Origin of the sequence: Kitasatospora sp. GAS204B (assembly GCF_029892155.1) — a bacterium.
Classification (GTDB): domain Bacteria; phylum Actinomycetota; class Actinomycetes; order Streptomycetales; family Streptomycetaceae; genus Kitasatospora.
The window spans coordinates 45,087-65,210 of record NZ_JARZAG010000023.1 but is presented as its reverse complement, the minus strand read 5'-3'; the positions used below and the strand labels follow the sequence as shown (position 1 = coordinate 65,210).

19 protein-coding genes are annotated in these 20,124 nt (G+C 74.0%); 13 read left to right on the top strand and 6 right to left on the bottom strand.

Annotated features, from left to right (window positions below; translation table 11 throughout):
* The first annotated feature begins 184 nt into the window (after positions 1-184).
* Together P3T41_RS27310 and P3T41_RS27305 are read left to right on the top strand one after the other, a co-directional pair.
* Positions 185-2,851: a TIM-barrel domain-containing protein gene (locus P3T41_RS27310; RefSeq protein ID WP_280693174.1), complete on the top strand. Its 2,667-nt coding sequence runs from the start codon at positions 185-187 to the stop codon at positions 2,849-2,851.
* Between the two features lie 115 nt (positions 2,852-2,966).
* Positions 2,967-4,760: a SpoIIE family protein phosphatase gene (locus tag P3T41_RS27305; protein WP_280693173.1), complete on the top strand. Its 1,794-nt coding sequence runs from the start codon at positions 2,967-2,969 to the stop codon at positions 4,758-4,760.
* A gap of 5 nt (positions 4,761-4,765) precedes the next feature.
* Here P3T41_RS27305 and P3T41_RS27300 read toward each other — a convergent pair whose 3' ends face one another.
* A complete protein-coding gene (locus P3T41_RS27300) occupies positions 4,766-4,996 on the bottom strand; it encodes a hypothetical protein (protein WP_280693172.1) in 231 nt (76 codons plus the stop codon).
* Positions 4,997-5,331: 335 nt separating this feature from the next.
* On the opposite strand from P3T41_RS27300, the gene P3T41_RS27295 reads away from it, so the two are divergent.
* Both P3T41_RS27295 and P3T41_RS27290 read left to right on the top strand, forming a co-directional pair.
* Positions 5,332-6,261, top strand: a complete 930-nt coding sequence (locus P3T41_RS27295; RefSeq protein WP_280693171.1) for a pseudouridine-5'-phosphate glycosidase — start codon at positions 5,332-5,334, stop codon at positions 6,259-6,261.
* Positions 6,258-7,151 (top strand): PfkB family carbohydrate kinase, encoded by an 894-nt coding sequence (locus tag P3T41_RS27290; protein WP_280693170.1) that lies wholly within the window; start codon positions 6,258-6,260, stop codon positions 7,149-7,151. Before P3T41_RS27295 ends, P3T41_RS27290 begins: the two co-directional genes overlap by 4 nt.
* A 7-nt stretch (positions 7,152-7,158) precedes the next feature.
* On the opposite strand, the gene P3T41_RS27285 is transcribed toward P3T41_RS27290, so the two are convergent.
* The gene (locus tag P3T41_RS27285) at positions 7,159-8,652 is read right to left on the bottom strand and encodes a N,N-dimethylformamidase beta subunit family domain-containing protein (protein ID WP_280693169.1); all 1,494 of its coding nucleotides are present in this window, start codon (positions 8,650-8,652) and stop codon (positions 7,159-7,161) included.
* Complete coding sequence (locus P3T41_RS27280) at positions 8,649-9,176, bottom strand: histidine kinase (RefSeq protein WP_280693168.1); 528 nt, start codon at positions 9,174-9,176, stop codon at positions 8,649-8,651. The genes P3T41_RS27285 and P3T41_RS27280 overlap by 4 nt, the downstream gene beginning before the upstream one ends.
* Positions 9,177-9,369: 193 nt before the next feature.
* Between P3T41_RS27280 and lnt the strand changes: the two genes are divergently transcribed.
* A complete protein-coding gene (lnt, locus tag P3T41_RS27275) occupies positions 9,370-10,923 on the top strand; it encodes an apolipoprotein N-acyltransferase (RefSeq protein WP_280693167.1) in 1,554 nt (517 codons plus the stop codon).
* A gap of 4 nt (positions 10,924-10,927) precedes the next feature.
* Here the strand turns inward: lnt and ligD are convergent, their stop codons facing one another.
* Positions 10,928-11,935, bottom strand: a complete 1,008-nt coding sequence (gene ligD, locus P3T41_RS27270) for a non-homologous end-joining DNA ligase (protein WP_280693166.1) — start codon at positions 11,933-11,935, stop codon at positions 10,928-10,930.
* Positions 11,936-11,994: 59 nt separating this feature from the next.
* On the opposite strand from ligD, the gene P3T41_RS27265 reads away from it, so the two are divergent.
* From P3T41_RS27265 to P3T41_RS27240, 6 genes are all read left to right on the top strand, one after another.
* Complete coding sequence (locus tag P3T41_RS27265) at positions 11,995-13,074, top strand: ATP-dependent DNA ligase (RefSeq protein WP_280693165.1); 1,080 nt, start codon at positions 11,995-11,997, stop codon at positions 13,072-13,074.
* A gap of 54 nt (positions 13,075-13,128) precedes the next feature.
* The gene (locus tag P3T41_RS27260) at positions 13,129-13,362 is read left to right on the top strand and encodes a DUF3040 domain-containing protein (RefSeq protein ID WP_280693246.1); all 234 of its coding nucleotides are present in this window, start codon (positions 13,129-13,131) and stop codon (positions 13,360-13,362) included.
* A 133-nt stretch (positions 13,363-13,495) separates the two neighbouring features.
* Positions 13,496-13,990, top strand: a complete 495-nt coding sequence (locus P3T41_RS27255; RefSeq protein ID WP_280693164.1) for a hemerythrin domain-containing protein — start codon at positions 13,496-13,498, stop codon at positions 13,988-13,990.
* A gap of 48 nt (positions 13,991-14,038) precedes the next feature.
* Positions 14,039-14,320, top strand: a complete 282-nt coding sequence (locus P3T41_RS27250) for a DUF6158 family protein (protein ID WP_280693163.1) — start codon at positions 14,039-14,041, stop codon at positions 14,318-14,320.
* A gap of 28 nt (positions 14,321-14,348) precedes the next feature.
* Positions 14,349-14,978: a TIGR03086 family metal-binding protein gene (locus tag P3T41_RS27245; protein ID WP_280693162.1), complete on the top strand. Its 630-nt coding sequence runs from the start codon at positions 14,349-14,351 to the stop codon at positions 14,976-14,978.
* Between the two features lie 227 nt (positions 14,979-15,205).
* A complete protein-coding gene (locus tag P3T41_RS27240) occupies positions 15,206-16,120 on the top strand; it encodes a hypothetical protein (RefSeq protein ID WP_280693161.1) in 915 nt (304 codons plus the stop codon).
* Positions 16,121-16,178: 58 nt separating this feature from the next.
* Here the strand turns inward: P3T41_RS27240 and P3T41_RS27235 are convergent, their stop codons facing one another.
* On the bottom strand, positions 16,179-16,409 hold the full coding sequence (locus tag P3T41_RS27235; protein ID WP_280693160.1) for a DUF2277 family protein: 231 nt from the start codon (positions 16,407-16,409) through the stop codon (positions 16,179-16,181).
* A gap of 56 nt (positions 16,410-16,465) precedes the next feature.
* Positions 16,466-17,623 carry a bifunctional glutamate N-acetyltransferase/amino-acid acetyltransferase ArgJ gene (gene argJ, locus P3T41_RS27230; protein ID WP_280693159.1) on the bottom strand — a complete coding sequence of 386 codons (1,158 nt, stop codon included), beginning with the start codon at positions 17,621-17,623 and terminating at the stop codon, positions 16,466-16,468.
* 148 nt (positions 17,624-17,771) lie between these two features.
* Here argJ and P3T41_RS27225 point away from each other — a divergent pair, with 148 nt between their 5' ends.
* Both P3T41_RS27225 and P3T41_RS27220 read left to right on the top strand, forming a co-directional pair.
* Entirely contained in the window at positions 17,772-19,319 is a 1,548-nt protein-coding gene (locus tag P3T41_RS27225) for an ATP-dependent DNA ligase (RefSeq protein ID WP_280693158.1), read from the top strand.
* A gap of 109 nt (positions 19,320-19,428) precedes the next feature.
* Positions 19,429-20,079 carry an NAD(P)H-binding protein gene (locus P3T41_RS27220; protein WP_280693157.1) on the top strand — a complete coding sequence of 217 codons (651 nt, stop codon included), beginning with the start codon at positions 19,429-19,431 and terminating at the stop codon, positions 20,077-20,079.
* The last annotated feature ends 45 nt before the right edge of the window (positions 20,080-20,124 follow it).

The following is a 20,124-nucleotide window of genomic DNA, read 5'->3' as shown; positions in this document are numbered from 1 at the left end:
AGTGCGCCCTATAAAGCTCGTGCGCATTCGTGCGCACTACTCCATTGAGCGCGCAGAAACGCACTGCTACTGTCGGCCCCGGTCACCGGCCCACCCAGGACCGCGAGCCCCTCTCCTGTCATGGCCGCGCCACAGAGTCCCAGCCTGCCACTCCACCCGCCACTCCCCACCCCTGGACGGCCGCATGCGAACGCGCCGAACCTCCCAGCCCCGCACCTTCGTTCTGACCGCCGTACTCGCCGTGCTCTGCGCCTTGCTCGGCGGCCAGGTCGCCGCCCACGCGGCCGCGCCACCGGGCGGCACCCTCGCCCTGACCGGCAGCCGCACCCTCAGTTGGCAGGGCCAGAGCTACACCAACGCCTCGGTCCCCGACCCGTCACACTGCCCGCCCCAGGCCCAGGATCCGCAGAACCGAACCTGCGACCACTTCGACATCACCGTCGACGTCCCGGCGAGCTACTGGCAGGGCAACCCCGACGGCGGCGTCCCGGTCTCGATCAACTGGCCAGGCGCGAACGACGAGTTCGACCTCTACATCTACGACAGCGCGGGCCACGAGGTCGCCGAGAGCACCAACTCCACCGCGCCCAACGCGGCCATCATCCCGAACGCCTCGGGCCTCTACCACGTGCTGGTGGTGCCGTACTCGGTGGCCGCGTCCGGCTACACCGGGACCGCGAACATCCCGCAGCCCACCACGGTCGGCGCCGCCACCGCGCTCAGCCACGACGGCAACGGCTACCTGATCCAGGCCGGCACCGCCAAGGCCCGGGTCGACTTCACCGCCGACGACGTGTTCCGCCTCCAGCTGGCCCCGGACGGCACCTTCACCGACCCGCCGGGCAAGGAGATGGTCCCCGACCCGCCGTCGGCCATCGCCGGCACCCGCAGCTGGGACGCCGGCGACTACTGGGCGTTGGCCTCCAAGGACGTGGTGCTGCGCGCCTACAAGAACCCGCTGCGCTTCGCGCTCTACCAGTCCGACAACCGCACCGTCGTCTGGCAGGAGACCCGCGGCCTGACCTGGACCGGGGACGCCATGCAGCAGACCCTGGCACGCGGCCCCCAGGAGCAGTTCTACGGCGGCGGCGAGCAGAACGGCAGCTTCTCGCACCGCGGTCAGCGGGTGAACGTGGCCAACAACTACAACTGGAACGACGGCGGTTACAACAACTCCCAGCCGTTCTACCTCTCCAGCAGCGGCTACGGCGTCTTCCGCGACACCTTCGCCCCCGGCGTCTACGACTTCGGCGACCCGGTCACCACCTCGGCCCAGGAGCGCCGGTTCGACGGCTACTACTTCTACGGCCCCGACCTGAAGAAGATCATCGGGCAGTACACCGACCTGGTCGGCAAGCCCTTCATGCCCCCGGTCTACGGCCTGGAGCCGGGCGACTCGGACTGCTACCTGCACAACGCCAATCGCGGTGAGCGGCACACCCTGGACGCGCTCAAGGTCGCCGACGGCTACACCCAGAACCAGACCCCGCTCGGCTGGATGCTGGTCAACGACGGCTACGGCTGCGGCTACGAGAACCTCCAGCAGACCGGCGACGGCCTGCGCGCCCACCAGATGCAACTCGGCCTGTGGACCTCCACCGGCCTACCCAACCAGGGTGAGGAGGTCAAGGCGGGCGTGCGGGTGCGCAAGCTGGACGTCGGCTGGGTCGGCCCCGGCTACCAGTTCGCGCTGGACGGCTGCCAGCAGGCCAAGGACGGCATCGAACAGAACAGCGACGCGCGCGGCTTCGTCTGGCTGCCGGTCTCCTGGGCCGGCGTGCAGCGCTGCGGCGTGGTGTGGAGCGGCGACCAGACCGGCACCACCGACTACCTGCGCTGGCAGATCCCGACCTACGCGGGCGCCACCATGTCCGGCATCGCCTACGACACCGGCGACGTCGGCGGCATCTTCGGCAGCGATCCGCAGGTCGAGACCCGCGACCTGGAGTGGAAGACCTTCATCCCGACCATCATGACCATGGACGGCTGGGCGGCCACCGACAAGCAGCCCTGGCGGTTCGGCCAGCCGTACACCTCGATCAACAACCGCTACCTGCAGCTCAAGGAGCGCCTGCTGCCCTACCTCTACACGCTCGCCGCCCAGGCCCACAGCAGCGGCGTCGGCCCGGTCCGCCCGCTGGTCCTGGACTACCCGAACGACCCCAACACCTGGGGGGACGCCGCGAAGTACGAGTTCCTCTCCGGCGACGACTTCCTGATCGCACCGGTCTACGACGGCTCGCAGACCCGCAACGGCATCTACCTGCCCAAGGGCACCTGGGTCGACTACTGGACCGGCAAGACCTACCAGGGCCCGACCACCGTCAACGGCTACCAGGCACCGCTGGACACCCTGCCGCTCTTCGTCAAGGCCGGCGCCGTCGTGCCGATGTGGCCGCAGGGCACGCTCTCCTGGCAGACCCGGGACACCACCCGCCTGGACTACGACATCTACGCCCAGGGCCAGTCGGACTTCACCCTCTACGAGGACGACGGCACCACTCGCGCCTACCAGCAGGGCGCCCACGCCACCCAGCAGGTCAGCGTCCGGGCGCTCGGCCAGGGCCACGGCCTGACCGAGGTGACGGTCGGCCCGAGCGTCGGCGACTACACCGGCAAGCCGGCGGCCCGCGCGTACGACTTCACCGTGCACGTGGGCGCCGAGCCCGGAGCGGTGCTGATCGGCGGCCGCCCACTGCCCCGCGCCACCTCGGCGAGCGCGCCGGCGGGGCCCGGCGGCAGCTGGTGGTACGACGCGGCGGCCGGCGTGGTGCACGTCAGCACGCCGCAGGAGTCCACCGGCAGCGGCTTCTCGCTGCTGCTGGCCGGCGCGGGCGGTCTGTCCCGCTGAGCCCCCGCTGAGTCGCAGGCCGCCGGGTGCCACGGTCCTCGTGGCACCCGGCGGCAGCTCGGCATCGATGCGATGATCAGATCGAGGGCTGCCCCCGGCCAGGCAGGAGGCTTTCATGGCCGACCCCGTTGGCGCGTTCTCCTTCCTGGACGACACCCAGGCCCGCGAGCTGCTGGCCGCGCTGGACGCCGCGCTCGGCGAGCAACCCGCGCTCGACGCGCTGCTCGCCGACTACCACCTGGTGCGCCAGATCCTCGACCGCGCCACGGTGGGCATCGCCGTCCTCGACCTGGACCTGCGCTACCGGTACGTCAACCAGGCCCTCGCCGAGATCAACGGGATCCCGGTGGCCGGCCACCTCGGCCGGGCGATCGGCGAGGTGGTGCCGGGGATCGACGTGAGCGCCGCCGAGGCCGAGCTGGTCGCCGTGCTGGCCGACGGCAAGGCGCGGGTGCACACCGTCGAGGGCACCACGGCCTCCGGTCCGCCGACCGAGCCGCGCTGGTGGCACAACGCCTACCACCGCCTGGAGTCACCGACCGGCGAACCGGTGGGTGCGCTGGCGATGGTGCTGGAGATCACCGAGGACCGCCGGATCCGCCAGGCCCTGGACCGGGCCCGCACCCGGCTCGCGCTGCTGGACGAGGCGGCCACCCGGATCGGCACCACGCTGGACGTGGCGCAGGCCTCCAAGGAGCTGACCCGGCTGCTGGTGCCGCGCCTGGCCGACGCCGCCCTGGTCGACATCGTGGAGCCGGACCGGCACGGAAACGACCACCCCGGCGGCGGTCTGACGATGCGTCGGGTCGCGCTGAGCACCTCCGCCGAGCTGGTCGCCACCAGCGCTGCGGTCGGCGGCACCGGCGCGCTGATCCACCCGCAGCCCGGCTCGGCGGCCGCCCGCTGCGTGGCCGAGCAGGTGCCGGTGGTGCTCAACTTCGCGACCGACGAGGAGCTGCGGGCCAGCGCGACCAACGCCGAACGGGTCATCCGCTACCGGCGCCTGGGCCTGCACTCGGGTGCTTTCGTGCCGCTGACCGCGGGTGGCACGGTGATCGGCGTGGTGATCCTGGCCCGGGGCGGGCAGTCGCCCGCGTTCAGCCCGGACGAGGTCGCGCTGATGGTCGAACTGGCCAGTCGGGCCGGCTCGGGCATCAGCAACGCGCAGCGCTACTCGCACGAGCACGAGTCCGCGCTGGCGCTGCAACGGGCCCTGCTGGCCGAGCCGATGACCCCGCACCCGGACGTCGAGTGCGCGGGCCGCTACCTGCCGGCCGGTACCAGCGCCGAGGTGGGCGGCGACTGGTACGACACGGTGGCGCTGCCCGGCGGGCGGACCCTGCTGGTGGTGGGCGACGTCATGGGGCACGGGCTGGACGCGGCCGCCACCATGAGCGAGTACCGCTCGCTGGTGCGGGCGTTGGCGCTGCAGCGGCGGTCACCGGCCGGGATCCTGCGGGAGGCCGAGCGGATCGTCGAGGCGCTGGAGCAGGAGCGGGTGGCGACCTGCGCGCTGGCCCTGCTCGACCCGGCCTCGCGCAGCTGCACCTTCGCGACCGCCGGGCACCTGCCACCGCTCCAGCTCGACCGGCCGCACCAGCACGGCCGGCTGCTGCGCCTGCCGGTCGGCCCACCGCTGGGCGCCGGCACCGGCGGCCACACGGCGATCACCCTGCCGTTCGACCCGGGCTCGACCCTGCTGCTCTACACCGACGGGCTGATCGAGCGCCGCGATCGCGATATCGAGCAGTCCCTCGACGCGCTGACGGCGCTGCGCTTCGATCCGGACGCCCCGCTGGAGCACCTGATCGACACCGCCCTGACCGGCCTGACCGCCGGGCACGGCGAGGACGACGTCGCCATCCTCGCCACCCGGCTGGCCGACCCGGACCGAGGCCGGTCGGTCTGAGTGCCTCAGGCCTCACCGGGGTGCCAGGTCGGCCACTCCCAGGGGTGGTCCTGCCACTCGACCTGTTCGGGGTCCGCCAGGTCGATCTGCGGGAAGAGGCGGGTCGCCTCCGCACGGAACTCCTGCTGATCGACCGGCTCCCACAGGTGCCCCTTGAAGCGCACCAGGCGGTACCGGCTGTCGCTGCTCATCGCGGCGATCTCGATCAGCGGTTCATGGCTCTCGTTCGCGTTCATACCACCAGGCTGCTCCTCCCCCCAGGCGCACGCCCAGCGAGCGGACCGATTGCCCACGGCAGGCTCTTGACCAGCGGGAAATTAGGCGCACACTGGCTGTACACCGGAATACCGGAGAGAGCCACACCGCCGACGCGGACGTCACGCCGGCCGTCCGAGTGACCCTGATCCAGGCTCTGGCCAGGCCCCCGGCCGGGCCCGCTCGGGCTCGGAGTGTTTCAGCGACGACTGACACCCACGAGCCGAGCCGGGGCCCGCCGGGGCCGCCGTCTGCCCACCGCCGCGCGTTCACCGCCACCAGGTTTGAAGGCCCCCGCGCGAGCCAGGATTACGGGATGACCGAGCCGACGCTTGCCCTGCGCCTGTCCGACGAGGTGCGCGACGCCATCGCCCACCGCCGTCCCGTGGTCGCCCTGGAGTCCACGATCATCGCCCACGGCCTGCCCCGACCGCGCAACCTGGCCGTGGCACGGGAGTTGGAGGAGCTGGTCCGGGCCGGCGGCGCCGTCCCGGCGACCGTCGCGGTGCTGGACGGCACGGCCCGGGTCGGCCTCGACGAGGCGCAGCTGGCCCGGGTCGCCGAGGACCCGGCGCTGCGCAAGCTCGGTTTCCGCGACCTGGCCCCGGCGCTGGCGACCGGCGCGAGCGGGGCGACCACCGTCTCCGGCACGGCCTTCCTGGCCGCCCGGGCCGGGATCCGGGTCTTCGCCACCGGCGGCCTCGGCGGCGTGCACCGCGGCTGGGCCAGCACCCTGGACGAGTCGGCCGACCTCACCCTGCTCTCCCGGACCCGGATCACCGTGGTCTGCGCCGGGGTGAAGTCGATCCTGGACGTACCCGCCACCCTGGAGCGGCTGGAGACCCTGGGCATCACCGTACTCGGCTACCGCACCGCCGAGTTCCCCGGCTTCTACCTGAGCAGTTCCGGCCGCCCGGTCGACTGGACGGTCCAGCAGGCAGGCGAGGTCGCGCAGTTGATGCTCCGTCAGGATCAACTCGGCGCCCTGGAGGCCGCCCTGGTGGTGGCCAATCCGGTACCCGCCGAGGAGCAGCTGGATCCACTGCTGCACGACCGGGTGCTCGCCGAGGGGCTGGCGGCGGCCGAACTGGCGGGCGCCACCGGACAGGCGGCGACGCCGTTCCTGCTGGCCCACCTGGCCGAGCACACCAAGGGCGCCTCGCTGGAGGCCAACCTGGCCGCGGTGCGCGGCAACGTCCGCCTCGCCGCCGAGATCGCCGCGCACTGGGCGGGGACGCAGCAGTGACCGGCGCGCCCGGCGCGCTGCTGGTGATCGGCGACATCGCCACCGACATCGTGGCCCTGCTCGGCGCCCCGCTCGCCCCGCACACCGACACCGCCGCGCGGATCACCCTGCGCCCCGGCGGCTCGGCCGCCAACACCGCTGCCTGGGCCGCCCGTTCGGGAGCCGAGACGCGGCTGCTCGCCAGGGTCGGGGCCGACTTCGCCGACTGGCACCGGGCCGAGCTGCTCGCCGCCGGCGTGCGACCCGCCCTGACGGTCGATCGACAGGCCGCCACCGCGACGGTGATCGCGCTGGTGGACGCGGCGGCCGAGCGCAGCTTCGTGACCGACAGCGGCGCCGCCCACCACCTGGGCCCCGCGGACTGGGACCCGGCGCTGCTCGTGGGCGCGGGCCGGCTGCACCTCTCCGGCTATCTGCTCTTCTGCGCGCCGGGCCGGGCGCTGGCCGGGCTCGCGATCGCCGCCGCCCGGGCCGCGCAGGTGCCGGTGAGCGTCGATCCGTCCTCCACCGGCTTCATCGAACAGCTCGGCGTCGACGCCTTCCTGGCCGCGATCGAGGGCGCCGACCTGCTGCTGCCCAACCTGGCCGAGGCCCGCCTGCTGAGCGGCGCCACCGACCCGGCCGAGGCCGCCGAGCGGCTCAGCGCCGCCTTCGGGCAGGTCGTCGTGACCCTGGGCCCGGCCGGGGCGCTCGCCGCCGAGGCCGGCGCGGTGCTGGCCCACGTCCCCGGCGTGCCGACCTCGGCAGTGGACAGCACGGGTGCGGGCGACGCCTTCACCGGCGCCTTCCTGGCCGCCCGACTGCGCGGCGCCGACCTCGCCGCGGCCACCGCCGCCGGCTGCCGCGCGGGGGCCGACGCGGTCAGCGTGATAGGCGGGCGGCCGATCTGACGTACCGTCAACCAGCAGCTCCTTGGGCGAACTTCGCCAGCAGCGTGGCGGTGGCCGTACGGACCACCTGCCGCACCTGGTCCGGCACCCCGGGGCAGCTGTCATCGCGCAGCGCGCAGACCCAGTTCTCCGTCCCCGCGTCGAAGACCCCAGCCCGGCTCGGCGCGGTGTAGTAGGTGGCGTCGGCCGTGGTCGCCGGCCCGAAGGCGCAGGCCACCGGCGAGTGCGCCAGTACCGTCAGCGGCGCGGGCGCCGGGTTCACCGGGTCGACGTGGTCCGACTCGGGGCCCACCAGCCCGGCCAGCCGCTGCCCGGCGAGCACCCCGCTGCCGGCCCAGATCCAGTGCCCCGGATCCGCCACCACCAGCGGCCCGTTGGTGCTCGAGTAGCAGGCGTAGCCCTGCCCGGTCAGCGCGTTCTGCGGGTCGGCGTCCGGCGGATCCGGCCAGTTCCCGGTGACCTGGGCGTCGTCCTTGCCGTAGAGCGGATCCTCCTGCGGCACCTTGTAGTTGACCTCGACCCGGTCGGCGCCCAGCGCGGAGGACTCGAAGCGGATCCGGCGATAGATCGCGTTGGCGCCGAGGAAGGCCAGGTTGGCCCCGTGATCGCGGGCCGCGGTGAGGGTGGCGCGCATGGCGGGCGACCAGTACTCGTCATGTCCCTCGCTCACCACCGCGGCGGCGCCGGCCAGCGCGCCCGGGTCCTGCTCCAGGTCGAGTCCGGTGCGGTAGGCCAGCGGCAGCCCGAGCTGCTCCGCGTACACCACCAGCGGCTGCTCCAGCGTGAAGAAGTCCGCCGCGCCGTCCTCGTCCTGGTACGGCCGGTCGTAGGCGACCGCTCGGGCCCTGGTCGCCGCGGTGCCGTCCGGGCCGGTGTAGAGGTTGGCGCCGCCCCAGGTGTTGTAGGCCTGGTAGGAGGTCACCGGCTGGAGCAGCACCACCCGGCCGGCCGTCGCGGGGGACTCGACGGTCAGCGGCACCCAGCGCTGCCCGTCGGAGGCCGCGTCCAGGCGCAGCAGGTAGGACCCCGGCGGCCAGCCGTCGGTGGGCACGGTCAGGCTCGGCCGCCAGGGCGCGACGGCGGTGCCGCGCCCGTCCACCACGGCGGCCGCCTGGCGCTCGCCCACCGCCGGCGCCGAGGTCCACACCAGCCGCGCCCGCGCGCCGCCGTACCAGCCGAAGCGGTACGCGCGCACGGTGAACGAGCTCGCCCGCGTGGAGACCAGCAGCCGCACCGCCGTCCCGGGGCGGACGCCCACGTGGTCGGCATAGCCCTGGATCTCGTCGGGGGCTCCCGGCCGGGTGATGGCCCAGTCCGCCGTGCCGGGCAGCGCGTTCTCGCCGCGCACGCTCCAGGAGCCCGTGCTGCCGGCGTCGGGCGACCCGTGTCCCGTCCCGCCCGAGCAGCCACCGAGCGCGGGCCCGGCGCAGACCACCAGGACCGCCGGGACCGCCAGCAGGCGGACACCGCGCGGCAGCCCGGATCGACCGGCGCCGCTCACTCCTCGCCGCGCTCACCCCGCTGCGCGCGGGTGGCCTCGTCGGCCGCCCGCTCGGCGGCCCTGACCTCGGCGGCCACCTCCTCGGCGGGGCGGCGCAACAGGCTGCCGCCGTGCCGGGCGGCCAGCTCGTCGGCCGGCTCGTGATGGCGCTCGTGCAGTTCCACGATCAGCATCGCGCACCCCTCGGCCAGGTCCTTGCTGTACACCAGCAGGCCCTCGGCCCCCTCCTCGAAGTGTCGCCACTCGGCGGCCCCGCCCACCACCGTGCCGGCCGTCCAGCCGAGCAGCACACCGATCGGGCCGCCGAACAGCCCGAGCAGGCCGCCGACGATCCCGCTGGCCACGGTCGGCGCCCCGGCGCCGCGCACCCAGCTCTCGGGCGTGTCCAGCACCCCCTGGGCCGAGCGCCGCAGCACCGCCGCCTGCCGCGCCCCCGGCAGTTCCTTCGCCTCCGTGAAGGCGGCGTGCGCGGCGGCCGGATCGTCGAAGGTGACGAAGAGCATCGTGTGAGTGTCGTCCGACATCGTTTTCCTCTCCAGGGCCACTCCGGGACAGCTCCAGGGCGGTACGGTGCAGGCTATCGGGCACGGTAGCTGACCCGGCGTCAGCAACCACGTCCGTCCGGGTGGCTCGGCACACCCCGCCGACGCTGCGACACGCGCGACCGAAGGGGCCGGTGTCATGGTGCTGACCAGTGCGGAAGCGGACAATCGGCCCATGTCGCTACGCGCCGCGCTCACCGTTCCCGCCCGCTACGGCTCGCTGGTGGCCGGCATGCTGCCGGTGCTCGCCTTCCCCGCGCTCAACCTGGCGCCGCTGGCCTGGGTCGGCCTGATCCCGGCGCTGCTGCTGTTCCGCGCCGCCCCGCGGGCGCGTGAAGCCGCCGTGCGCGGCTGGTGGTTCGGCACCGGGTACGTGCTGGCCGCGATGTACTGGCTGCTGCCCTCGGTGGGTCCGGCGCTGCCGCTGATCGCGATCGTCTTCGGCGCGCTGCAGACCGGCCTCGGCCTGGCGGCCTGGGCGCTGCTGCGGCCCCCGCTGACGGCGCGTCGGGCGCTGGCGGCGCTGGTCGTGCTGCCGTCGGTCTGGGTGGTCGCCGAGTTCGCCCGCTCCTGGCAAGCCCTCGGCGGCCCGTGGGCGCTGCTCGGCGCCACCCAGTGGCAGCACCCCGCGGTGCTGGCGCTGGCCTCGATCGGCGGCGTCTGGCTGCTCAGCGCCGTACTGGTCGCGGTCAACACCGCCGTGCTGATCGCGCTGCTCGCCGCGCGCGGCGCCGTCCGGGCACTCGGCGCGCTGACCGCCGTCGCCCTGCTGCTCGCCGGCCCCGCCGCCTTCGCGCTCACCGCCGCCCCGCGTCCGGTGCGCTCCGCCACCCTGGCCCTGGTGCAGCCGGGCCTCACCCCCGACGGGGCCTCCCGGCTGGACGCCTCGGCCGCGCTCACCACCGCCCTGACGGACCGTCCGGACCTGGTGGTCTGGGGCGAGAGCAGTGTCACCACCGACCTGGCCAGGGACACCGCCGCGCTCACCCGGCTGCGCGCGCTCGCCGCGACCACCGGCAGCGAGCTGCTGGTCAACGAGGACGCCCGGAAGGCCGACGGGAACATCTCCAAGGACGCGGTGCTGATCGACCAGGGCGGCATCCAGGCCCGGTACGCCAAGATGCGCCTGGTCCCGTTCGGCGAGTACATCCCGTTCCGCTCGGCGCTCGGCTGGCTGACCGGGATCAGCAAGGCGGCCGCCGAGAACCGCACCCCGGGCCACAGCTTCCACCTCTTCGAGCCGGTCGACCGCACCGGGCAACCGCTGCCGACCGGGGTGCTGATCTGCTTCGAGTCGGCCTTCCCCGACCTGTCCAGGACCGCCGTCCTGCAAGGCGCGCAGCTGCTCGTCTACCAGTCCGCGACCTCCACCTTCCAGCACAGCTGGGCCCCCGAGCAGCACGCCTCACTGGCCGCCCTGCGGGCCGCCGAGACCGGACGCCCGGTGGTGCAGGCCGCCCTGACCGGCGTGTCGGTGGCCTTCGACGCCCAGGGCCGCGAGCTGGCCCGCTACGGCACCGGACAGCGCGGCGTGCTCACCGTCCGGCTCGCACTGCCCGCACCCGGCGCCCGCACCTGGTACGACCGGATCGGCGATGTGGTGCCGTGGACGGCCCTGGCCGTGACCGTCGCCGCCGCACTCCACGCGCTGCGCTCCCGGCGCCGTCGCCCGGCGCGCGGCACCGTGCCGGCGCCGGCCGAGGAGCGGCACCCGGCGGCGCAGGGTTAGGGCGTCACTCCTTGCGGGCCCGGCTCGGCTGCACCCGGCGCGGCTCCCCCGGCATCTTCGGGTGGTCCGGCGGGTAGGGCAGTTCACCCAGCCCCTCGTCGCGCTCCTGCCGGTCCGCCAGCTCCAGCACCGCCTCGATCCCGAAGGCCTGCCCGGCCATCTCGGCGAACGGATCGCCCAGCTCGGCCAGCCGGGCCGGCACGGTGCGCAGCGTGAAGTCGCCGGGCGCGGCGGCGTCCAGCTCCGGCCAGCGCAGCGGGGTGGAGACGGTGGCCTCGGGGCGGGCCCGCAGCGAGTAGGCGGAGGCGATGGTGCGGTCGCGGGCCATCTGGTTGTAGTCCACGAAGACCTTCACGCCCCGCTCCTCCTTCCACCAGTGCGTGGTGACCCGCTCCGGCATCCGCCGCTCCAGCTCCCGGCCGAGCGCGATGGCGCAGCGCCGCACCTCGGCGAAGTGCCAGTCGGCGCGGATCGGCACGTAGACGTGCAGGCCGCGCCCGCCGGAGGTCTTGGGCCAGCCGGTCAGCCCGTACTCCGCGAGCACCTCGCGCAGCTGGTGGGCGGCACGCACCGCATCGGAGAAGTCGGTGCCCGGCTGCGGGTCGAGGTCCAGGCGCAGCTCGTCGGGCCGGTCGGTGTCGCCGCGGCGCACCGGCCACGGGTGGAAGGTGAGGCAGCCCAGGTTCGCCGCCCAGAGCACGGCGGCCGGTTCGCTCGGGCAGATCTCGTCGGCGAACCGCCCGCTGGGGAAGGCGATCCGGGCGGTCGGCAGCCAGTCGGGCGTGTTCTTCGGGGCCCGCTTCTGGTAGAAGAACTCGCCCTCGATCCCGTCCGGGAACCGCTGCAGGGTGGTCGGCCGGTCGCGCAGCCCGCGCAGCGCCGCCTCGGCGACCGCCTGGTAGTAGTGCGCGACGTCCAGCTTGGTGTAGCCGGGGCCGGGGTAGTACAGCTTGCCGGGGTTGGACAGCCTGACCGTCCGCTCCCCGACCTGCAGCTCAACGGCTTCGCCCATGTGTTCCACGCTAGATCCACGCGCTGCGGGCCGCGCGCGGGTGACGCACCATCAGTGCCATGGACCTTCCCGTGCTGCCCCCCGTCGAGCCGATGCTGGCCAAGGCGGTGGACGAGATCCCGGCCGGCCTGCACTACGAGGCCAAGTGGGACGGATTCCGGGCGATCGTCTTCCGCGACGGCGACGAGGTGGAGCTGGCCAGCCGCACCGGCAAGTCGCTGGCCCGTTACTTCCCCGAGCTGCTCGACGCCTGCCGCACCGAACTGCCGCCGCGCTGCGTGCTGGACGGCGAGATCGTCATCGCGCACGACGGGCGGCTGCACTTCGAGGAGTTGCAGGAGCGGATCCACCCGGCGGCCTCCCGGGTGCGCAAGCTCGCGGTCGAGAACCCGGCCAGCCTCATCGCCTTCGACCTGCTCGCGCTGGGCGACCGCTCGCTGATGGCCGAACCGCTCGCCGAGCGCCGCGCCGCGCTGGTCCGGGCGCTGGCCGGAGCCGGCCCCTGGGTCCACCTGGCGCCCGCCACCACCGATCGGGAGCTGGCCCGGACCTGGTTCACCAGGTTCGAGGGCGCGGGCCTGGACGGAATCGTGGCCAAGCCCCTGGACCAGCCCTACCGTCCGGGCGTCCGCGCGATGTTCAAGATCAAGCACGGCCGGACCGCGGACTGCGTGGTGGCCGGCTACCGCGAGCACAAGGACGGCCAGGGCGTCGGCTCGCTGCTGCTCGGCCTGTACGACGCGGCCGGCCGGCTGCAGCATGTCGGCGTCTGCGCCTCGTTCACCGCCGCCCGCCGGCGGGAGCTGGCCGGGGAGCTGGCCCCGCTGCGGCTGGCCGACCCGGCCGAGCACCCGTGGGCGGCCTGGACCGAGGAGAGCGCGCACGAGGCGAGCCGGATGCCCGGCGCGCCCAGCCGGTGGAGCGGCGGCAAGGACGCGCGGTGGGTCGCGCTCCGCCCTGAACTGGTGTGCGAGGTCGCGTACGATCACATGGAAGGGACCCGGTTCCGGCACACCACCCGCTTCCAGCGGTGGCGGCCCGACCGGTCCCCCGAAAGCTGTGACTACGGCCAGCTGGAGGAGCCGGTCGGCTACGACCTGGCGCAGTTGCTGGCCGACGGCGGGGCGCCGGAGCGCTGAGGCCCGACGGTGCGTCCCACGGTGGAAGGGCCGAAAGGACAGCAGGTGAGGATCATGGTCCTCTCACGGCAGGAGGCTCGGGAGAGCCGACGGATCGAGGCCAGGCTGATGGCCGAGGATCCCGTGCTGGCCCGAAGATTCGAGCAGTGGCGGCGCAGCCGCGAGCGGGTCGCCGAGGCGGCCGTGCTCGCCACCGGGCGGACTCCCTCCCTGGGGCCGGGCAGCCCGTCGACCCGGCTGCGCCAGCTGTGGCACGAGATCCTGCGCGGCCGGATCCCGCTGCCGTGACCATGCGGTCCGCCGGGCGAGCCCGGCCGTCGTCCCCCGATCGGCCGTACCCGATCGGCCAGGCCGCCCGGCGGACCGTTCGATTTGGCACCATCGTTTCAGGGGACACGCGAGGCCGAGAAGGTGAGAGCGGATGTCCACTGACGCGATCGTGCTGCTGAAGCAGGAGCACAAGGAGCTGCAACAGCTCTTCAGGGACTATCGCGCCCTCGACCCCGGCGAGGTCGCGGCGCGTGGCGAGCTGGCGCAGCAGATCGTGCACGACCTCACGGTCCACGCCTACCTGGTGGACGAGGTGCTGTATCCGCTGGTCAGCGCACTGCTGCGGGATCCGGCCCACGAGGCGCTGCGCGACTACCGGGACCACACCGCGATCGACCGCCTCTGCGAGGAGGTGGCCACCCGGCCCGCCACCGACCAGAGCTTCGCCGGCCTGGTGGACGCGCTGCTGTCGGCCGCCGCCCAGCAGATGAGCCAGGAGGAACGCGAGTGGTTCCCGCGGCTGCGGGCCACGCTGCGCCGCAAGGACCTGCAGGAGATCGGCACCCGGCTGCTCGCGGTGCGCGAGACCGCGCCGCGCCACCGGCCCGGTCCGGTTTCCGGCGCTCCGCAGGGGGCACCGGGGTAGACAGGGGGGTCACGACCCGCGAGGTCGACCACCGAGGAGGCACCCGCCATGCGACCGACCGCCACCACGGACGGCGTTGCCGACGGCATCGCGGCCCGCGACCTGCAGGACGAGCGCCTGCTGCACGAGCTGGAACAGCTCCACCGGACCCGGCACGAGACCTTCATGTACGGGTCCGACGACGCCCTGCGGCATCACACCGAGCGCTCGGCCGCACTGGAGGCGGAGTACCTGCGCCGTTTCCCGAACCGCCTGGTCACCGCCGGCCGTACCCGCTCCGGCGCCCGCGCCCGGGAGAGCGCCGCCCGGATCGAGGCCACCCCGCAGTGACACCCGACGCCGGTCACAGGAGGCCCCGATGAGCCGCGAGCGCACCGAGCAGCGGCAGCGCGAGGTGCTGCGCCTGTACCGCGAAGCGCTTGCCTCCTTCGGCCGCCGGGTGCAGGGGGTGGCGCCCAACCAGTGGCCGGCGCCGACCCCGTGTGCCGCGTGGCCGGTCCGCGAGCTGGTCAACCACCTCACCGCGGAGCAGCTCTGGGCGCCCGAGCTGCTGCTCGGCGCCACCCTGGCGGAGGTCGGCGACCGGTTCGCCGGGGACGTGCTGGGCGCCGACCCGGCCGCCGGCTGGGCCCGGGCCGCGGCCGGCGCCCGCGCCGCGTTCGGCGTGCCGCACGCGCTGATGCTGACCGTGCACCTCTCCTACGGCGACCGCCCGGCGCTGGACTACTGCGCGCAGCTCACCGTCGACCTGGCGGTGCACACCTGGGACCTGGCCCGGGCCACCGGTCAGGACACCCATCTCGCACCCGAGCTGGTGGAGTTCGCGCTGCGCGAGGTCGCCCCGTACACCGATCGACTGGCGGCCAGCGAGCGCTTCGCCGCACCGGTGCCCACCGCGCCGGACGCCGCCCCGCAGACCCGGCTGCTCGGCCTGGTCGGTCGGCTGGCCACGCCCTTTCCGGCCGTCGATCCGGAGCTGGCCGACTGAGGCTGTCGGATCTCTGAACGCTTGCTGAACGTCCGCTGAACGCCCGGCTGACGCCGGGTCAGTTCCGCGCCGACGAGCCGTCAACCGCACCGCCCGCCCCGGTCGCGAGACGGGGCCGACCGTCGGATATCGTCCCGCTCTCAGACGCAACGACTCCGGCGGGTCCCAGGACCGGCCGGGTTCGTGCGCGCCACACTCTGCGCACCTACGTTCAGGGAGCAAGCTTCGTGCACCACCCTCTGCGCCGGATTCTTCCGGCACTGGCGGCCCTCGGCATAGCCGCGGCCGCCCCGCTCGTCGCCGCAGGGCCCGCCCAGGCCCACGAGAGCTGCGGTGACGCGGCGATCGAGTACTCGGTCGACAACGGCGCCCACTGGCAGACCGGCGGCCGGATGTCCGCGCCGCACGGCACCATCCAGGTCCGGCTGGACGGCGACGTCAGCAAGGGCTGTTCGTACCAGGTCTCGCTGGCCTCGTACAGCACCCAGGGCCCCACCTGGGGCACCTCGGGCACCCAGACCTTCCTCGGCTGGGCGACCACCACACTGAGCCAGGACCACCGGCAGGCGACGCTGGACATCAGCAGCAGCCTGCCGCCCTGCTTCGGACAGATCGACCTCTACAACGGCGCCACCAAGTACGACGGGGTCAGCGGCCCGCTGCCCAAGTACCCGAACGGCGTCTTCCCCGACAACCTGATCACCGCGTGGAACGGCGGCACCGCCTGCCAGGGCACTCCGCCGCCCACCCCGCCGCCCTCCCCGAGCCCGTCGGACTCGGCCCCCGCCCCGACCGGTCCCACCACCCCGCCGCCGGCGAACGGCACGCCCAGCGGCGGCTCGACCCCGTCCGCCCCGAAGCCGCCGGTCACCAAGCCGTCCGCCCCGGTCAGCGGCACGGTCAAGCCGAGCACCTCGGCCGCCCCCATCACGGTGGCGAGCCCTTCGGTGCCCTCGGCTCCTGCCACCGGTGAGCCGGTCGGCACGCCGTCGGTCAAGCCGGTCTCCGCCACGCCCACCAACCTGGCCTTCACCGGCACCAACGGTGGCCAGCTGGTCACCTTCGGCGTGGGCGGCGCCGTGCTGCTCGCCGCCGGCGTCGGCGCGGTGGTCTTCACCCGCCGCCGCAGCGCGCACCGCTGACGTCCGGAGACAGCGTCACGCCCGTGGTACCGGCCCGGCCGGTACCACGGGCGTTTCGCTACTCCTGGGGCTGCCGGCCCGCCGCGCCCCGCACCTCGAGGCCGGCCAACAGCGTGGTGGTGGCCGCCGCGATGGCCGCGACCGCCTGGTCGAACACCGCACGGTTGTGCGCGGCCGGGGCCCGGAAGCCGGAGACCTTGCGGACGTACTGCAGGGCGGCGGCGTGGATGTCCTCCTCGGTGACCTCGAGCTGGACGGGCGGGCGGAGAGTCTTGATGCTTCGGCACATGCCTCCAGTCTGCTCCCCGCGGGCCTGCGAGCGGGAGCGGCCCGGAGAGCGGCCGGTCAGGTCGTGTAGCCGGAGTTCAGTTCGACGTACTCCGGCGTCAAGTCACATCCGTAGACCACGAATTCACCGTCACCCAGACCCAGGTCCACGCCGATGACGACCTCCGCCCCGGTCAGGTACGCCGCGGCCGCGGCCAGCCGCTCCTCGTCCGGCTCGTCCGGGAACATCTCCAACGCGCCGTAACGGATGGTCGTTCTCGCCGGGTCGAGGTCGGCGTCCTCGTCGAGTTTGCCGATCGCCATCGCCACCCGGCCCCAGTTGGGATCGGCACCGTGCACGGAGGTCTTCACCAGCGGGGAGTTGACCACCGACTTGCCGACCCGCTTCGCCTGGGCCGCGTCCCGGGCGCCGGTCACCCGGACCTCGAGGAGCTTGCTCGCCCCCTCCCCGTCCGAGGCGATGTCACGCACCAGGGCAAGCGCCGCCTGGTACAGGACCTCCTCGAAGGCGGCGGGATCGACCGGCCCGGCCTGGCCGTTGGCGAAGATCGCGGCGGTGTCGCTGGTGGAGGTGTCGGTGTCGATGCTCAGCGCGTTGAAGGTCCGGTCCATCACCCGCCGGAAGACCGCGTCCAGTTCGGCGGCCGGCAGGTCGGCGTCGGTGAAGAAGAAGGTGAGCAGGGTGGCCATGTTCGGCTCGATCATCCCGACGCCCTTGGCGATCCCGGCCAACACGGCGTCGCCGCAGCGCAGATGGACGGACTTGGCGCGGGTGTCCGTGGTCATGATGGCCGCAGCGGCGGCCTGGAAGTCGGCCGGCGGCAGCGGCTCGGGGATCCGGGCGATGCCCGCCCGGATCGACTCCATCGGGTAGGGCCGCCCGATCACCCCGGTCGAGCCGATCACCAGCTGCTCGGGCGCCACCCCCACCGCCTGGGCGACCAGCCGCCGGACCTCCGCCGCGTGCGCGGCGCCGGCCTTCCCGGTGGCCACGTTCGCGTTGCGGGAGATCACCACCATGCCCCGGGCGTCCTGGCGGGCCGCGTCACCCCGGCTGAGCAGCACGCTGGGGCCGGCGAACCGGGAGCGGGTGAAGACGGCGGCCGAGACCGCGGGCGTCTCGGAGAGGACGACGGCGAAGTCGTCGGCACTGTCCTTCAGGCCCATGTTGGCCGTGTACGAGACGAATCCGCGTGGCAGCGACTGGCCCATCATTCCACCCCTGTCTGGATATATATACTAGCTGACGCATATATTAACAGCTGCGGCGCTCGCCGGCCGAGTACGGCCACCGCGACCCGGGACCCCCCTGCCACGGCGTGTCACCGGCGCCCGAGCCCCCGCACCGAGCGAGCATGAGGCCATGCTGCTGGCCGACCTCGCCCGGACCTCGCGCGAGGTCGCCGCCACCTCGGCCCGCTCGCGCAAGACCGCCCTGCTCGCCGAGCTGTTCCGGGCCACCGAGCCGGCCGAGGCGCCGATGGTGATCACCTACCTCGCCGGACGGCTGCCGCAGGGCCGGCTCGGGGTGGGCTGGAGCGTGCTCGCCGAGCCCGTCCCGGCCGCCCCGACGGCAAGCCTGACGGTCCATCAGGTCGACGCGGCACTGACCGGGCTGGCCGCCGTGCGCGGCACCGGTGCGCAGGCCGAGCGGCGCCGGCTACTGGTCACGCTGCTGGGCGCGGCCACCGAACCCGAGCAGGAGTTCCTGATCCGGCTGATCGGCGGCGAGGTGCGCCAAGGCGCCCTGGACGCGCTCGCGGTGGACGCGCTGGCAGCCGCGAGCGAGGCGCCCGCCGAGCAGGTGCGCCGGGCGGTGATGCTCGGCGGCACGCTGGGCGCGGTGGCGAGGGCACTGCTGGCCGAGGGCCCGGACGCGCTGGCGCGGTTCCGGCTGACCGTCGGCCGCCCGGTGCTGCCGATGCTCGCGCACACCGCCAAGAGCGTCGAGGAGGCGCTGGACCAGCTCGGCCCGTGCGCGGTGGAGGAGAAGCTGGACGGGATCCGGATCCAGGTGCACCGGGACGGCGGCACGGTGCGGATCTTCACCCGGACCCTGGAGGAGATCACCGACCGGCTGCCCGAGGTGGTGGCCGCCGCGCTGGCGCTGCCCGCCGAGCGGGCGGTGCTGGACGGTGAGGTGATCGCGGTGGACCCGACCACCGGTCGGCCGCGCCCGTTCCAGGAGATCGCAGGGCGGGTCGGCTCGCGGCTGGACGTCCCCGGCGCCACCGAGTCGCTGCCGCTCTCCCCCGCCTTCTTCGACCTGCTCACGCTGGACGGCCGGGAGCTGCTGGAACTGCCCACCGAGGACCGGGATGCCGAGCTGGACCGGTTGGTGCCGGCGCCGCTTCGGGTGCGCCGGCTGGTGGTGGCCGACCCCGCCGACCCGGCCGCGCGGCAGGCGGCCACCGCGTTCACCGAGGCCGCGCTGGCCCGCGGCCAGGAGGGCGTGGTGGTCAAGGCGCTCGACGCCCCCTACACGGCCGGGCGCCGTGGCAGCGCCTGGCTGAAGGTGAAGCCGGTGCACACCCTTGACCTGGTGGTACTGGCCGCCGAGTGGGGCCACGGGCGCCGGGCCGGGCGGCTGTCGAACCTGCACCTGGGCGCGCGACGGCCGGACGGCTCGTTCGCGATGCTCGGCAAGACCTTCAAGGGCCTGACCGACGTGCTGCTCGCCTGGCAGACCGAGCAGTTGGAGCGGCTCGCGGTGGAGCGGCCCGCCTGGGGCGTGCGGGTGCGGCCCGACCTGGTGGTGGAGATCGCCTTCGACGGGGTGCAGCGCTCCCCGCGCTACCCGGACGGGGTCACCCTGCGCTTCGCCCGAGTCCTGCGCTACCGGAGCGACAAGTCGGCCGCCGAGGCGGACACCGTCGAGGCGGTGCGGGCGCTGCTGCCGAAAGAAGCCTGAGCTTCCGGAAGGAATCCCGAGGCTCCGGAAATATCTGCTGAGTCAGATACTGTTGAGTCAGATGACAGTCCGGGCAGCCGCCGGACCCGTATCTCCGAGGAGAACCCTGATGTCCCAGATCGCAGTCTTCGGCGCCAACGGCACCATCGGCAGCGCCATCGTGCGCGAGGCGCTGCACCGCGGCCACCAGGTCACCGCCGTGGTCCGCGACCCCGCCAAGATCACCGAGAGCCACCCGTCGCTCACCGTGACCAAGGGCGACGTGCTCGACCCCGCCTCGGTCCGCTCGGCGGCCGCCGGACAGGACGTGCTGGTCAGCGCGGTCGGCGGCGGGGACGGCCCGGGCCACCTGGCCACCATCGAGCCCGCCGCCCGCTCCCTGGTCGAGGGCCTGCGCGCGCTCGGCGACCAGGCGCCACGGCTGATCTCGGTCGGTGGCGCCGGCTCGCTGCGCACCCCGGACGGCAGCCTGGTCTGGGACGCGCCGGGCCTGCCCGAGTGGCTGCTGCAGATCATGCACGCGCACGGCGACGCGCTCGACTACTACCGCACCGTCAGCGACGTCAGCTGGACCAGCCTCAGCCCGGCGGCGACGATCGAGCCCGGCGAGCGCACCGGTGACTACCGCACCGCGCAGGAGCAGCTGGTCGCCGCCGCGGACGGCACCAGCAGGATCTCGGTCGAGGACTACGCGGTGGCCGTGATCGACGAGATCGAGCAGCCCCAGCACCTGGGCGAGCGGTTCGCCTGCGGCTACTGACGGCGCGTCGGCCGCCGGTCCCGACTGGACCGGCGGCGTCGGCGT

What these genes read in the sequence shown, in the direction of transcription:
- ligD (WP_280693166.1), bottom strand. Translation starts at nt 11,935, where the DNA reads ATGGGCGAAGCCGTTGAGCTGCAGGTCGGGGAGCGGACGGTCAGGCTG.
- P3T41_RS27305 (WP_280693173.1), top strand. Translation starts at nt 2,967, where the DNA reads ATGGCCGACCCCGTTGGCGCGTTCTCCTTCCTGGACGACACCCAGGCC.
- P3T41_RS27300 (WP_280693172.1), bottom strand. Translation starts at nt 4,996, where the DNA reads ATGAACGCGAACGAGAGCCATGAACCGCTGATCGAGATCGCCGCGATG.
- P3T41_RS27235 (WP_280693160.1), bottom strand. Translation starts at nt 16,409, where the DNA reads ATGTGCCGAAGCATCAAGACTCTCCGCCCGCCCGTCCAGCTCGAGGTC.
- P3T41_RS27245 (WP_280693162.1), top strand. Translation starts at nt 14,349, where the DNA reads ATGAGCCGCGAGCGCACCGAGCAGCGGCAGCGCGAGGTGCTGCGCCTG.
- lnt (WP_280693167.1), top strand. Translation starts at nt 9,370, where the DNA reads ATGTCGCTACGCGCCGCGCTCACCGTTCCCGCCCGCTACGGCTCGCTG.
- argJ (WP_280693159.1), bottom strand. Translation starts at nt 17,623, where the DNA reads ATGATGGGCCAGTCGCTGCCACGCGGATTCGTCTCGTACACGGCCAAC.
- P3T41_RS27225 (WP_280693158.1), top strand. Translation starts at nt 17,772, where the DNA reads ATGCTGCTGGCCGACCTCGCCCGGACCTCGCGCGAGGTCGCCGCCACC.
- P3T41_RS27295 (WP_280693171.1), top strand. Translation starts at nt 5,332, where the DNA reads ATGACCGAGCCGACGCTTGCCCTGCGCCTGTCCGACGAGGTGCGCGAC.
- P3T41_RS27255 (WP_280693164.1), top strand. Translation starts at nt 13,496, where the DNA reads ATGTCCACTGACGCGATCGTGCTGCTGAAGCAGGAGCACAAGGAGCTG.
- P3T41_RS27260 (WP_280693246.1), top strand. Translation starts at nt 13,129, where the DNA reads ATGGTCCTCTCACGGCAGGAGGCTCGGGAGAGCCGACGGATCGAGGCC.
- P3T41_RS27280 (WP_280693168.1), bottom strand. Translation starts at nt 9,176, where the DNA reads ATGTCGGACGACACTCACACGATGCTCTTCGTCACCTTCGACGATCCG.
- P3T41_RS27250 (WP_280693163.1), top strand. Translation starts at nt 14,039, where the DNA reads ATGCGACCGACCGCCACCACGGACGGCGTTGCCGACGGCATCGCGGCC.
- P3T41_RS27220 (WP_280693157.1), top strand. Translation starts at nt 19,429, where the DNA reads ATGTCCCAGATCGCAGTCTTCGGCGCCAACGGCACCATCGGCAGCGCC.
- P3T41_RS27265 (WP_280693165.1), top strand. Translation starts at nt 11,995, where the DNA reads ATGGACCTTCCCGTGCTGCCCCCCGTCGAGCCGATGCTGGCCAAGGCG.
- P3T41_RS27310 (WP_280693174.1), top strand. Translation starts at nt 185, where the DNA reads ATGCGAACGCGCCGAACCTCCCAGCCCCGCACCTTCGTTCTGACCGCC.